Source organism: Paraburkholderia sediminicola, from assembly GCF_046030555.1.
GTDB classification, from domain to species: Bacteria; Pseudomonadota; Gammaproteobacteria; order Burkholderiales; family Burkholderiaceae; genus Paraburkholderia; species Paraburkholderia sediminicola_E.
The window spans coordinates 226674-240281 of the sequence record NZ_JAQQCH010000002.1 but is presented as its reverse complement, the minus strand read 5'-3'; the positions used below and the strand labels follow the sequence as shown (position 1 = coordinate 240281).

Sequence of the window (13608 nt, the reverse complement as noted above, 5' to 3'; positions counted from 1 at the left end):
ATATTTTTTGTTTGAGGAATCTTCATCAGTTAAGCTAAAACGATGAATACCGACTACCTGGAAAGCTTTGTGGCCGCCGTCGATTGCGGCTCGCTAGCGGAAGCGGCGCGCCGCCTCGACGTGACGGCGGCCGCGCTGGCCGCGCGCGTGCATGCGCTGGAAGTGGACCTCGACATGCAGCTTCTCAAGCGTGCGGGTCGGGTGGTCAAGGCGACAGAAGCCGGCCTCAAGATTCTCGAACCGGCGCGCGCGCTGTTGCGCGACGAGCGTAATTTGCGTGTTATCGCGAGCGACGGCGCGCGTGTCGGCGAGTTGCGGCTCGGCGCCTTCGTTTCCGCCCTCACCAACGTCCTGCCGCCGGTGCTCAAGAACCTCTATGCGCGCTACCCGGAGTTGGCTTTATTCATTACCCCGGGCGCATCCGTCGAGCTATGCCGCAAGGTAGGCAGCGGCGAGCTTGACGCGGCGGTAGTAGTCGAGCCGCAGTTCGCCATTCGCAAGACCTGCGAATGGCGCCCCTTTCTGGATGAACCGCTGGTGGTCGTGGCGCCGGCCGCGATGGCCGGTCGCGACGCGCACGAGGTGCTGCGCAACGAGCCGTTCATTCGCTACGAACGCTCCGTGCTGGGCGGTCAGTTGGCCGATCGCTATCTGCGCGACCATCAGATCCATCCCCATCAGCGGCTTGAGATCGATGGCCTGCTGGCGATTGCCGCGCTGGTCGACCAGGGCATCGGCGTATCGCTGCTGCCGGACTGGGTATCGCTCTGGTCGAGTGGTATGTCGCTGGCGCGGCTGCCGTTGCCGGGCCGCGCGCCAGTGCGACGCAGCGGCTTGATCTGGGCCAGCAACGGGCCGCACGCAGCCCTCGCTCGCGATTTTTTCCAGGAGGCACAGGCGATTTTCGGAACCGCTCAGTCTGTGTCTCGCGGTACGGCGCGGGACCGTTAGCCCTTCGGCGTCGTGCCGTGAATGCTGGCGGCGCGCAAGAAATCGAAATCGACGCCCTTGTCGGCCTGCAGCACCGTGTCGAGGAACAGTTTCCGATAACCGCGCTCCGCTGTCGGCATGTTTACGGGCGTGGCGGCTGCGCGGCGTGCCAGTTCGGAGTCCGACACAAGCAGCGTGATTTCGCGGGCAGCGACGCTGAGCCGGATACGGTCGCCGTTTTGAACGTAGGCTAGCGGGCCGCCGACGGCCGCCTCAGGCGTCACGTGCAACACGATAGTGCCGAAGGCCGTGCCACTCATGCGCCCGTCGGAAATACGCACAATGTCTTTGACGCCGGCGCGCGCCAGTTTTTTCGGAATCGGAATATAACCGGCCTCAGGCATCCCTGGCGCGCCTTTCGGACCAATGTTTTTCAGTACCAGAATATCGTCGGCCGTGACGTCGAGGTCGTCCGAGTCGATGCGCTCGGCCATGTCCTGACCGTTCTCGAACACCACAGCGCGTCCCTCGTGCTGCATGAGTCTGGCATCGGCGGCGGATTGCTTGATGATCGCGCCACCGGGTGCGAGGTTGCCCTGCAAGACGGCAATGCCGCCTTGCGGATAGATCGGGTTGGCGATGGTGCGCACCACGTCCTGCTCGAAGCCGGGACCGGCCAGGTCGATTTCCTCGCCCAAGGTGCGCCCGGTGACCGTCATCGCGTCGAGCTTGAGCAGCGGCTTGAGTTCGCGCAGCAACGCCGCCATGCCGCCGGCGTGGTGGAAGTCTTCCATGTAATGCTGGCCGGACGGTTTCAGATCCAGCAACACCGGCGTTTCGCGACCCATGCGGTCCAGTGCCTTCAGATCGACATCCAGTCCCATGCGCCCCGCAATCGCGGTCAGGTGCACGATGCCGTTGGTCGAGCCGCCAATCGCAAGTAACACGCGGATGGCGTTCTCGAATGCGTCGGCGGTCAGGATCTTGTCGATGGTCAGGCCGCTGCGTGCCATCTGCACCGCCTGAGCGCCAGTCTCCTCGGCGATACGGATACGATCGGCCGTCACAGCCGGCGGCGACGCGCCGCCCGGCACTGTCATCCCCAGTGCTTCGGCCACGCACGCCATGGTGCTGGCGGTGCCCATTACCGAACAGGTGCCGACGCTCGCCACCAACTGGTTGTTCACGGCGGCAATTTCCGCGCTATCGATCTCGTCGGCGCGGAATTTGCCCCAATAGCGGCGGCAATCGGTGCATGCACCCACGCGCTCGCCGCGGTGCGAGCCGGTCAGCATGGAGCCTGTAATCAGCTGAATGGCGGGAATATTCGCCGATGCAGCGCCCATCAACTGCGCCGGCACGGTCTTGTCGCAGCCGCCGATCAGCACGACCGCGTCCATCGGTTGAGCGCGGATCATCTCCTCGGTATCCATCGACATCAGGTTGCGCAGGTACATGCTGGTCGGCTGCGAAAAACTCTCATGGATGGAAATGGTCGGGAAATCCATCGGCAAGCCACCCGCCAGCATCACGCCGCGCTTGACTGCCTCGATCAATTGCGGCGCGTTGCCGTGGCACGGGTTATAGGCGCTGCCGGTGTTGGAAATGCCGACTACCGGTCGATCCAATGCTTCGTCGGTATAGCCCGCTCCCTTGATGAAAGCTTTGCGCAAGAACAGGGAAAAGCCGCTATCACCATAGTTGGTGAGACCTTTACGGACCCCGGTGGCCGGTGCGGCGAGCGAATCTTCTGGTTTGATCTTGGACATGGAGAAACCCGGCATAAGATGAATGAAAAAGGGCCATGGCAAGTGCGGGAAGCGATGTTGCGCACGTGCTCTGCGGGACAGCGTTCACATTCATTATGGAAAATTCGGGACAACAAAAAAACCCGTTTTTGATATCTTCAAACAACAAAAAAATTTCTATCCGGCGAAGGCGGCGCAACGCCTTCTCGCCTATGCAGATCCATGAGGAACAGTAGGCGAACAAGAAGAAAAGGTGAGAACGCCGGTCGCACAAAAAGCGTTGTCACGCACGGCACGCGGCACAGCCGTGGGGCGAATCGCCCTCAGCTTTCTGAGTCGTTGGATAGGTAACGTGCCATGCGAGCATAGCGCTCGCCGGTTATGTCGGCGCGGTTATATAACTCGCCGATGAGATCGAAGCCGATACTTCGGTAAAAACCAAACGCGCTCTCACGAGCACTGCACCAAACCATACGTCCGGCGGCAAGCTTCGCATAGTCGATGCATGCCGCGGCGAGAGCGGAGCCAACGCCGTGACTGCGCCAGTTAGCGCTGACCGCCATCCCGCAAAGCCGCCATACGTCTTTGCTTTGATCGTTCGGCGGAGCTTCCCGTGCGATGGTGCTTATGCCGACGAGCTCGTCACCAAAGATGGCGCCGAGATGAAGCGTGTCCGCATTCCTGTCCGAGCGAAGCTCGCTGCCTCCTGCCGGTAAGCTTGCGCGAAGAAGTCGATCGCGAAGGGGCAGCACCTCCGCGATCGTGACAGGTTTGATTTCGATTCGGTCGCTCATTCCCCCCTCCCTCGCTCCGGTACACGATTAGCCGGCGTCGCGAATGCGGCTTGGCGGAAGGTTGAAATTGATCCATCGTCAGTCCGTTCCGTCGCCATTCTACGATTGGGCAAACCGGTCAAAGTATCGGACCTCGCACGCGGTCGATCTGATCATTGAGCCGGGCGACCGACCTGGCGAGGAATGCGACTCTGGCATCGAGGCGGGAAAGAAGCAGCGTCACGATGAGAATCGCGAACGCAAACGGAATGACCGCGGCAGCGAGCCATTGAGGCTTAATGCCGTTCGCTGCGCCACAAACCGATCCAGCGGGGAAATTCGCCGCGGCCATGCCGGTGTAATGCATACCTGCGATGGCAATGCCCATGACACAGGCCGCGCCAATGCGCTTGGGCATCACAAGATTCTGATCCGCTCCGCGGAGTGTGTTCGCGACCCACAGCGCTGCGGTGGAAGCCGCAATTGCAATAAGAATTGACCCGGCAAAGCGTGTTGGCTCGTAGCGAATTGCCGGGTTCATCAACATCGCCGCCATCCCCATGTAATGCATGCCGGCGATACCCAAACCCATCAGGACTCCACCCGCGAATAAATGGATCAGTTTGAGACGTCCCCGCGTGACGATATGCAACGCAAACCAGGAGACGAGTACGGCGATAACGAGCGAATAACAGGTTAGCGCGAGATCGTAGCCAATCGGGATGCTCAGCGAGAACGAGAGCATCCCGATGAAGTGCATTGACCAGATGCCGACGCCCATCGCCAATGCGCCGGCCGCCAGCCATAGGGGTCGGGCGCGCGCGTACGCCAGTATGGAAAGCCGGTCTGCGAGATCGATCGCCGTGAAGGACCCAAGCGTCGCAACGATAAAGGAAATGGCGACTAACCCCAGGTTGTAGTTGCTTTGCATAGGTCGAGCGTCACATGGATTTTCGGGGGGCTCTTGAGTTTTTGATGATCCAGAAAAACAATTCTCAAGAGAAGAATAAATAGTACGCGGACTCCCGTTTTTACAGGCAGGGCTCCCCCTGAAACCGCAGGAAAACTTGACCTTCCTCATTGTGCGTTGCGACTGCGTAAGCTTTAAATCGCTCTTCACTATTGAGCATCATCGCAAGTATCGCTTTTTGTTTGGCTATATTTGCTTCGCCAAAAACCTCAATGCCACATTGGACGGCGCGAACAACTCCGGCAGTTGCCGCCTTGGTGCCAGCTACCGTGCCTCCATTAATGAGTAGCTGCGCATATGCCCGCGCGAATTGAACCATCGCGGCGTGTTGCTGGGGATCTGGATATGTTTTATCGATGTACTCATCGATATCATCGCGAATAAGATTTTTGTTTGCATCCGGCCCAATCAGCTGAGCGGCGTTTTCGTCAAGCGAGGTGCTTACCTTGAAATATTCTGGATTGGCGGATGGAGATCTACCGGGAATCCGGCTCAACGCCTGAGTACTGGCACTTTCTGAGCGCCGCGAGTCCTCGTCTGCCGGAGGCGAGCCGGCGAAGCATGTGGTCGCTCCAATCGATGTAAGCCCAGTTCCACACACCAGCAGGATTATTTTTATGTGCATTGCACACCTCGGGCGCTTTTATTTTCGTTTAGTTTTAACTGCAAATTGTCGCGAAAATGTAGTTTATGGGAAAGTGGATTGTCAAGATAATTCCGTAGGCCGCCTTGCCTTGCGCTCAACCGGTCACAGATTTTTTGCGGTTAATACGAAACCTCAGCTATTGAGACCTCGTAAAAATACATATCAGCAGTTATGCGCAAAAGCTGACGCGTAATTGTCACCAAGCTCAATCCACCTTAACCTGTCACCAGGCCCCCCCACCAGGAACCACGCGATGCAAGCCCATCCCTTACGCCTCTTTCCCGGCGACGATCTGCGTGTCGCCCTCGAAGACGTACTGCGTCAAGTCAAGGTGCAGGCAGCCTTCGTGCTCCAGGGCATTGGAAGCCTCAGCGTTGCCCAATTGCGATTTGCCGGAGACGAAGATTCAACGGAGCTGCGCGACGATCTGGAAATCCTGACGCTCGCGGGGTCCATATCGTTTGATGGAGCGCATCTGCACATGTCGGTTGCTGATCCGCGCGGTCGCGTATTCGGTGGTCATGTGGGACGCGGTTGCACGGTCCGGACAACCGCGGAGATATTGCTGGCGCTTCTTCCCGAACATCGCTTCTCCCGGGAGCGCGACTTCAATTCAGGGTTCATGGAACTGGTGATACGAAATGAGCCATCCAGCGAGTAAGCTCAACGTATCGCGAACGCTATTGGCAACGTGGCAGGCGCACAGCGAACACGGTTTCCACCTCGTCGGACCATGCCTCGATCTCGCCTCCATGGGTGGGTAAAATTGCACGCTCTGAACTTGCTCTCAATCACATCATGAACGACCAGGACACCTTGGCTGCCACACCCATCGGTCAGGATATCTTGCGTGGCGCCGTCGAACTTGAGCAAACCGCGCGAGGAATCATGCCGCACCGCCTGCCGGCTCGAGCGCGCGCCCAATGCACGGATCCTCAGTTGGCGATGGCCGAGTCGCAGCCCTCTGGAGTACGCCTGGTGTTTCGCACTCAGGCGACAGACATCGAAATCGATATCCTGCCGACGCGTTACGTCTATACGGGTATCCCGCCTCGGCCGGCCGGTGTATATGACCTGCTAATCGACAGCCGCCTCGTCCGCCAGAGTAGCGCAGCCGGTGGAGATACCGTGACAATCGACATGGCCGCCGGCACGGCTTCGAAACAGTCAGGACCGCTTGGCACCGTACGATTCACCGATCTGCCCGGCCACGACAAGAAAGTCGAAATCTGGCTGCCGCACAACGAAATCACCGAGCTTGTCGCCCTGCGCTCCAACGCCCGTATCGAGCCCGTGGCCGGCGACGGTCGAAAAGTCTGGCTGCATCACGGCAGCTCCATCAGCCATGGCTCCAATGGAGACAGCCCTACCTCGATCTGGCCCGCTCTCGCCGCGTCCCTCGGCGGCGTGGAACTGATCAATCTTGGATTTGGCGGCAGCGCTCTACTCGACCCCTTCACCGCTCGAACGATGCGCGACACATCTGCCGACGTAATCAGCCTCAAAATCGGCATCAACCTCGTCAACACTGATCTGATGCGGCTGCGCGCTTTTACGCCAGCGGTACATGGCTTTCTCGACACCATCCGGGACGGTCATCCAACCGCACCGCTACTGGTCATCTCGCCGCTCTATTGCCCGATTCATGAAGATACGCCGGGTCCAGGGGCGTTCGATATGAGCGCGCTGGCCGCAGGAAAGATTTCGTTTCGGGCAACGGGTGATCCGGCCGAACGCAAAGCCGGGAAACTGACGCTGACCGTCATCCGGGATGAGCTGCGACGCATCGTGCAGGAGCGCGCGGCGAATGACCCACATTTGCGCTATCTCGATGGACTCGAACTCTACGGTGCACAGGATTTCGCCGATCTGCCGCTTCCTGACCAACTCCACCCGGATGGGCCTGCGCATCGTCGCATTGGAGAACGATTCGCTGGCCTCGCGTTCGGCAGTGAAGGTCTTCTTACCATTGATTGCCCAACACGCTGAGATTCGATCAATCGGCTTCGGGCACGAAGCCGCAACGAGATGTTCCCCGCCATTGTGTAGTCTCGCGGAGACCCAGGACGCGCCCCGTCCCGGACATTGTTTTGTCTCACCCGCGGTACCAACCCTTCTTCAACTTGCTCGACTACAAATCCGTCGCCGGTTCGCCTACGCCAATCGCAGACCCCACAACACATCGAGTACGTGTTGCGTGGAACGCTCAACATACCCCGCACGATGTGCAATGCCGAGCCGACGCCACAACGCCGGGCGCAGCGGACGCATGACAATGCGCGTGTCGGGTAAAGGCGTAGTGGCCTCATGGGGCAACAGCGCTGCGCCGTAACCTGCCGCAACCAGACTCTTGATCGCGTCGTTGTAGTTGAGCTGAATGCGCGGCACAGGATAGTGCCCCCCAGTCGCGAACCACTCCGCAGTCAGACGCGAGAGACGCGTGGTCGCGTCATTGAGAATGAGAGGTTGGGCGGCGAGCCATTCAGGCGTGATGCGGGCCGGACACCGCCAATGCGCCGGCACAAAGGCCATCACGGGGTCGCGGCGCCAAGGCTTTATCACGAGTCCGGCCACCGGCGGCTGAGGCAGTGCGACCAGCCCAACATCCAGCGTTCCATCCGCCAGTCGGGACAAGGTTTCATGTGAAGTGAGTACAGCAACCTGAATGTCGATAGCGGGATGATCCTGGCGCAACACCTCAAGCGCTTGCGGCAACAGGTGCGCGATCACGCCAGTCGACGCACCGAGCCGCGCGCGCCCTTCGAGCCCCTGCACCTGCCGTTGAATATCGTCTAACGCCTGCTCCGCATCGGCCAGCAGTCGGCGCGCGCGCTCCACCAGCACGTCTCCTATCGCCGACGGCCTGACATGCCCGCGCTTCCGTGACAGGAGTGGAGCTCCAATGCGGTCTTCGAGTTCAGCGATGTGGAGGCTGACCGTTGGTGGCGCCAGGTTCAATGCACGTGCCGCGTCAGCAAATGAGCCACGGTCGGCAATGGCGACCAGAGTGCGCAAACGGTCCAGGCTGATCTCTCGCATGTCGGCGTCCAGATTCAGAAAAACTGAATGTTAAGGTCATGAAATTCGACTTTCCCTATTCTAGCGGTACGCGGAAGATAGCAGGCTCGTTCTACTTGTTATTACCCAGTCACCGGAGCATTCCGCGCATGAGCTCTCCCCTTGTTTTCATCGACGGCGACCAAGGCACCACCGGGTTGCAAATTCACGAACGGCTTCGCGACCGGACCGATCTGAAACTGGTCGCACTTCCCGCGGCGGAACGCAAGGATGCAAAGCGTCGCGCAGAAGCCATCAACGCCTGCGACATCGCCATCCTCTGTTTGCCCGATGCCGCCGCGCGCGAGGCAGTAGACGCCATTGTTAATCCTGCCGTCAGAGTAATCGATGCAAGTTCCGCCCACCGCACGCAGCCGGACTGGACATACGGCTTTCCGGAAATGACGCTGGGACAGGCTGAGCGCATTGCGAACGCACGTCGGGTCACCAATCCCGGTTGCTATCCGACCGGTGCAATTGGCTTGCTGCGCCCCCTGTTGCAGGCTGGGCTCATACCAGGCAACTACCCTATCAGCATTCATGCGGTGTCCGGCTACTCCGGACGCGGGCGTGCCGGCGTGGAGGAGCATGAGGGGCAGGGTGCCGTCAACGCGCCTTCATACCAGGTATACGGTCTGGAACTCGCGCACAAGCACACCCCGGAGATCCAGCAGCATGCCGGGCTCGCGCAGCGTCCCATCTTCGTGCCTGCGTATGGTGCGTTCCGCCAGGGCATCGTGCTGACGGTGCCGTTGGAGTTGCGGCTGCTGGCACCCGACGTGGATGGCGCCACGTTGCACGCGTGCCTCGCACACCACTATGCCGAGGCGGCTCACGTACGTGTCTTGCCACTGCACGAATCGCGCGTCTTGAAGCACCTGGATCCGCAAGTGCTGAACGGTACGAACGACATGCGCTTAAGCGTATTTCCTAACGTGGAACACGGGCACGTCCTGCTGTCCGCGGTTTTCGATAATCTTGGCAAAGGCGCATCCGGCGCGGCGGTTCAGAACCTGAACCTGATGCTCACGCAACAATAGTGGCCGATGGCTCGAGCTAACGTTCGGCCGCATCCATACGCCGACCAAAAACTCGAAACTCACGCATTACAGAAACGTAAGCAGTGCGTTTCATATGCGTGCGCTACAACACACAAAATACGACACTCATAAGTCAATTTTTGGCGTGTGGCGTTACCATCAGCACTCAGATCCTCGGGACCACTAAGACAACGGCAGGAGGATCCTGACTGCCGCGAAAAAACGAAGGACCGGTACCCACTCGAAGCGCTGGCGCGAAAAATCAGGCGGTGTTGAGGTCGCGATGAGCGACGACCGACAGCGTGATTCAGGAGGATGATGGGCGCACGCGGGCAGCATGAAATTCGAGGCACCGGGCGTTTTTTCTCCACACCCTGCGAGCGACTACGTCGAGGAGATCCGCAATGAACGGATTCGATCTAACAATTCTAACTTTCCTGACCCACCACGCTTCTAGCGCTGGATTGGTGACCAAGACGATAAGGGCCATCGCCGGCTTCTACACGTTCAAGGGCCTGGTGTTTATCCCCATATTGTGTTGGATATGGTTTAAACCCCCGCAGCGCGGCGATTGGGATCGCGAGGTCGTCATCGCGACCGTTGCGAGCGGCCTTATGGCACTCGTGCTAGGGAGACTTCTTGCGCATTACCTGCCATTTCGCGTGCGCCCGATCTATAACCCGGATTTGCACCTTCACTTTCCCGTGCCCGAGGGGGAGCATGAGCTGCGATTCTGGAGTTCTTTTCCGAGCGACCACGCGATGATGTGGATGTCGGTCGCCACTGGAATTTTTCTCGTCTCATGCCGCGTAGGGATACCCGCGATTCTCTACACGGCGATCTTCATATGCGCGCCGCGGGTTTATCTCGGTTTGCACTATCCGACCGACGTCATCGCGGGAGCGCTGATCGGCGTTGTGGTCACCTATGTGATGACACGTGATTTCGTCAGAAGGCCTCTTGCTGCCCCCGTCCTGCGATGGATCAACAAAAGACCGGGGCTCGGTTACGCGATGGCATTCGTGCTGTGTTTCGAGTTGGTAACCCAACTGGATGAAGTCCGGATCCTCGCGCAATCTGTTTCAAAGGTCGTCGGGCATTCGTAGCGGCTATGAACATTGACGACGGGGTATAACTGAAAGGATCGATGCGGTTGGCGCTCGGCCTTTCCCCAAGGAAAGGCTCATGATTCCGACGGCAACGAGCGTGACGCCTATGGCCTGCGGAATTGTGGGATGTTGTTGGGCTATCAAGGCCCCGCCGAGCGTAACGAGCAGCGGGACACTGCCACGAATGATCGGATAGACCTGTCCTAACTCGCCGTATCGATAGGCCGCTAACGTTCCGAATGGCGGCATCTGCCTGCCCCATCTCAGCCATCAAGGGCCGATTGAATGAATCGTCAGGCCACAAGATTCAACTGCCAGGACACCCCAAACCGATCGCTGACCCAGCCGAATTGCTGGCTAAATCCGTAATTGTCCAATGGCATCAAAACCTGACCTCCCTCGGACAAGATGCCAAATACACGCTCCAGTTCTGTTTTCGTATCGAATTCCACGAAAGTAGAACTCGCTGGCGTAAACGAGAATGGGTGCTTGACCGGGCTGTCGGAGCACATGAACTCTCGTCCACAAATTGTGAATACCGCGACCTTAATCGTGCCCACGGGACCCGGCTCGCCCTGAGCATAGCGCTCGTCCCGCACCATGCATGAATCGGGAAATGTAGAGAAATACAAATCCAATGCAGCCTGCGCATCGCCATCTTGAAACATGAAAAAGGGTCTGGCTGTTGTCACGAAGCACCTCGATGATGGGATTGATTTAACGTCTAAATTCAGTCGTTGCTGCAAGCAGCCTTGAGGAGTTCAAGCGTGCTCGACACGTGGCTCAATTTAGATCCGTCCGATCTTGCGACCCAGTATGCCATTCGTGACGACGCGAGCGGCCGCACTACGAACATTAGATCGCAGCTTGACTGGGCGATGATGCAGCGCGGTATGTGAGCCTATTCTGAAGTGCAGAGAGCCCGCTTCGGCGGCCTCTTTTTTGTTGCTGCGCCGCGGGCAAAATTTGATAGACCGACTGGTTCTCCAAATTGCAGGCCGTACAATCTATTATTGATAATTAATATAACTTTCACAGACCATCAAGCGCTCACTCTCTTTGGTACGAACCAGCCCCTGCTTTTAGGTAGCAACAACAGCAAAGCAGCCACTACTTCGGCAAAAAGCCCATAGGTACCTTTCAATAGAGCGAAAAATGGGAGTGGTCCAATAATCACCGTAATTATTACCCCTTGTATAAGAAATACGGCCAGCAGAGTCGACACAATCACCACCGCAATTCTTGCCCAATTTTTGCGTGCCGATAATTTAAAAGCCAAAAATAATTTCAGAGCACCGAATGCGTATAATATTAACCCAATCCCGATTATTGCGGCGACTGGAATGGCCGGCGTGGAAACTGGCTCTCTTATAATTTTATGTGGAAAAATTCCACCCATCGTAGCGTAGAGATACTGCAAAGCGGCAAACCAGTAAATCACGATTGCAATTTTTGCAAAAACAGGGGCACTTTTTAGAACGATTAAATTGATTCCGAGAATATTTTTCATTATTATGGCGCCTTCTATTGAGATTAATTTACATGAGCCGTCATTCTGAAAAAATCAATGAACCACATTAAACCGTAACGTCCATAAATATGGACTGAACTGCTTCCAGTTTCAAGTCCAGCGCGTAGGATCGAATCTGCCATGGTCGTTCTTCTCCCCGATCCAGGTACCGGTGTCGACCGGCCGTTATGGGCCGTACGATTGATCGAGCCTAACGTTACCCCACCGCCGGCGTCTGCACGACGAAATTCAGCGATGAGCACTGCATTGAACGACGACCCGCTACACACTGCCGCCGTATCGCCCGGCCGCCTGTTGTTGCCGCCGGAGGCGCCGACCCTCGCACCCGGCATCGTGCACAGCAATTTCAGCGTTCAAGGCGACGCCCGTCAAAGCTTCCTCGCCTGGCAGGAGCGTATGAGTCCTGAGGTCGTTCCCTGATGCCGCCTCGCTGCATGGCCGCTGGGTTCACGCCACCACTCCTTTGACACGCATGCTGGTCGAGCATCTGGTGGCGCTAAAGCGGCAAATCGTCGGACTGAGCAAAGAGGAAGCGCATCAGTCCTGCCTCACCGCGGTAGAGCTACTCGTCGCAGCGTTCAGCCGTGAAGCGGGTCTTTCCGGCAACGGCCGCGCGGCGGTACGTGCTGCTGTTTATGGACAGGTGCGGCGGCATGTCGAGACTCATCTGCACGATCCGGATTTGTCGCCTGACAGCGTATTGGCATCGCTGCATCTCTCGCGCGCCAGCGTGTACCGCATATTCGAGCACGAAGGCGGGCTGGCCGCCTATATCCGCAGCCGCAGGCTGCGAACGGCGGCCGATGAACTGGTGCGCTTTCCGCATATCGAGGTACAGGACATTGCCTCCGGGCTGGGTTTCAATGATGCGTCGACCTTTACGCGCGCATTCCGTCGCGCCTTCGACGTCGCGCCATCGGAATTGCACGAGTACGCACCGTTGCTCCAGCGCGGCCATGCGAGGGCGGAGCGCTTCACATAGACAGGCAATGTGTTGGCCACTCGTTCTCGTACCGCGTCTGATATCGACAGCACGCGAAACCTATCGGCGCCTACGGGTTTTTACTGATCTCGACCTGTGTCGATACTGGCATCGTCGAGTCGTCGTAAGGGTATGTCCAACTTCTCCACGAAAGGCGAGCACACCATGACTACCGGCACAGTCCATCTCCACCGCGTCCTGCGCGCGACTCCCGAACGCATCTATCGGGCCTTCCTCGAACCCGATGCAATAGCGAAATGGCTTCCTCCCTACGGGTTCACCTGTCAGGTCCATCACATGGAAGCCCACGTTGGCGGCACTCACAAGATGTCCTTCCGTAACTTCGGCACCGGCAACAGCCACTCGTTCGGCGGCGAATATGTCGAACTGGTGCCGTTCGAGAAGATCCGCTACTCGGACCGATTCGACGACCCTAACCTGCCCGGCCAGATGCATGTCACCGTTTCGTTGCGGCAGGTGTCCTGCGGAACCGAGCTCACCATCGTGCAAGAGGGCATACCCGAGGTCATCCCTGTGGAGATGTGCTACCTCGGCTGGCAGGAGTCGCTTGTTCAGCTGGCAATGCTGGTCGAACCCGTCATCCCTGGCTGACAACGCTGGCACAGGCATGTACGCCTCTGCCTGAAGTGCCGCGCGGCGACCGCCATCGGCGGTTCGTCAAAGAAGGGGCGACGGTCCGCGATCGGCGCCCTCAATACCGCCCTCCTGTCGCGCCGTGATCACGGCGCGATTCGCACATTCGCCCCCGCCGGAATCACGACAAAACACCCCTCACCAAACCTCAAATGCGACGGGACGCCT

General features: G+C 58.4%; 15 protein-coding genes. 8 read left to right on the top strand and 7 right to left on the bottom strand.

The window, feature by feature from the left end; translation table 11 throughout:
- Positions 1 to 42 precede the first annotated feature (42 nt).
- Positions 43 to 951 (top strand): LysR family transcriptional regulator, encoded by a 909-nt coding sequence (locus PQQ52_RS04300; RefSeq protein ID WP_408207181.1) that lies wholly within the window; start codon positions 43 to 45, stop codon positions 949 to 951.
- Here the strand turns inward: PQQ52_RS04300 and PQQ52_RS04295 are convergent.
- From PQQ52_RS04295 to PQQ52_RS04280, 4 genes are all read right to left on the bottom strand, one after another.
- Positions 948 to 2699, bottom strand: coding sequence for an IlvD/Edd family dehydratase (locus PQQ52_RS04295; RefSeq protein ID WP_408207179.1), 1752 nt, complete (start codon positions 2697 to 2699; stop codon positions 948 to 950). The genes PQQ52_RS04300 and PQQ52_RS04295 overlap by 4 nt on opposite strands.
- Positions 2700 to 3001: 302 nt before the next feature.
- Positions 3002 to 3472 (bottom strand): GNAT family N-acetyltransferase, encoded by a 471-nt coding sequence (locus PQQ52_RS04290; protein ID WP_408207177.1) that lies wholly within the window; start codon positions 3470 to 3472, stop codon positions 3002 to 3004.
- Between the two features lie 118 nt (positions 3473 to 3590).
- Positions 3591 to 4532, bottom strand: a complete 942-nt coding sequence (locus PQQ52_RS04285) for an MHYT domain-containing protein (RefSeq protein WP_408207175.1) — start codon at positions 4530 to 4532, stop codon at positions 3591 to 3593.
- Positions 4483 to 4917 carry a hypothetical protein gene (locus PQQ52_RS04280; RefSeq protein WP_408207173.1) on the bottom strand — a complete coding sequence of 145 codons (435 nt, stop codon included), beginning with the start codon at positions 4915 to 4917 and terminating at the stop codon, positions 4483 to 4485. The genes PQQ52_RS04285 and PQQ52_RS04280 overlap by 50 nt, the downstream gene beginning before the upstream one ends.
- A 403-nt stretch (positions 4918 to 5320) precedes the next feature.
- Between PQQ52_RS04280 and PQQ52_RS04275 the strand changes: the two genes are divergently transcribed.
- Both PQQ52_RS04275 and PQQ52_RS04270 read left to right on the top strand, forming a co-directional pair.
- Positions 5321 to 5728 (top strand): PPC domain-containing DNA-binding protein, encoded by a 408-nt coding sequence (locus PQQ52_RS04275; protein WP_408207171.1) that lies wholly within the window; start codon positions 5321 to 5323, stop codon positions 5726 to 5728.
- Between the two features lie 137 nt (positions 5729 to 5865).
- Entirely contained in the window at positions 5866 to 7056 is a 1191-nt protein-coding gene (locus PQQ52_RS04270) for an SGNH/GDSL hydrolase family protein (RefSeq protein ID WP_408207169.1), read from the top strand.
- A gap of 165 nt (positions 7057 to 7221) precedes the next feature.
- Here PQQ52_RS04270 and PQQ52_RS04265 read toward each other — a convergent pair whose 3' ends face one another.
- On the bottom strand, positions 7222 to 8106 hold the full coding sequence (locus PQQ52_RS04265) for a LysR family transcriptional regulator (protein ID WP_408207167.1): 885 nt from the start codon (positions 8104 to 8106) through the stop codon (positions 7222 to 7224).
- A gap of 128 nt (positions 8107 to 8234) precedes the next feature.
- On the opposite strand from PQQ52_RS04265, the gene argC reads away from it, so the two are divergent.
- Together argC and PQQ52_RS04255 are read left to right on the top strand one after the other, a co-directional pair.
- Entirely contained in the window at positions 8235 to 9164 is a 930-nt protein-coding gene (gene argC, locus PQQ52_RS04260; RefSeq protein ID WP_408207720.1) for an N-acetyl-gamma-glutamyl-phosphate reductase, read from the top strand.
- A gap of 404 nt (positions 9165 to 9568) precedes the next feature.
- Positions 9569 to 10270, top strand: coding sequence for a phosphatase PAP2 family protein (locus PQQ52_RS04255; protein WP_408207166.1), 702 nt, complete (start codon positions 9569 to 9571; stop codon positions 10268 to 10270).
- A gap of 296 nt (positions 10271 to 10566) precedes the next feature.
- Here PQQ52_RS04255 and PQQ52_RS04250 read toward each other — a convergent pair whose 3' ends face one another.
- Together PQQ52_RS04250 and PQQ52_RS04245 are read right to left on the bottom strand one after the other, a co-directional pair.
- Positions 10567 to 10965: a VOC family protein gene (locus tag PQQ52_RS04250; protein WP_408207164.1), complete on the bottom strand. Its 399-nt coding sequence runs from the start codon at positions 10963 to 10965 to the stop codon at positions 10567 to 10569.
- Positions 10966 to 11315: 350 nt separating this feature from the next.
- On the bottom strand, positions 11316 to 11783 hold the full coding sequence (locus PQQ52_RS04245) for a hypothetical protein (protein WP_408207162.1): 468 nt from the start codon (positions 11781 to 11783) through the stop codon (positions 11316 to 11318).
- Between the two features lie 255 nt (positions 11784 to 12038).
- Between PQQ52_RS04245 and PQQ52_RS04240 the strand changes: the two genes are divergently transcribed.
- The 3 genes from PQQ52_RS04240 (at position 12039) to PQQ52_RS04230 (ending at position 13398) form a co-directional block, all read left to right on the top strand.
- Complete coding sequence (locus tag PQQ52_RS04240; RefSeq protein ID WP_408207160.1) at positions 12039 to 12224, top strand: hypothetical protein; 186 nt, start codon at positions 12039 to 12041, stop codon at positions 12222 to 12224.
- Between the two features lie 52 nt (positions 12225 to 12276).
- Positions 12277 to 12786, top strand: a complete 510-nt coding sequence (locus PQQ52_RS04235; RefSeq protein WP_408207158.1) for a helix-turn-helix transcriptional regulator — start codon at positions 12277 to 12279, stop codon at positions 12784 to 12786.
- A 165-nt stretch (positions 12787 to 12951) separates the two neighbouring features.
- Positions 12952 to 13398, top strand: coding sequence for an SRPBCC family protein (locus PQQ52_RS04230; protein WP_408207156.1), 447 nt, complete (start codon positions 12952 to 12954; stop codon positions 13396 to 13398).
- The last annotated feature ends 210 nt before the right edge of the window (positions 13399 to 13608 follow it).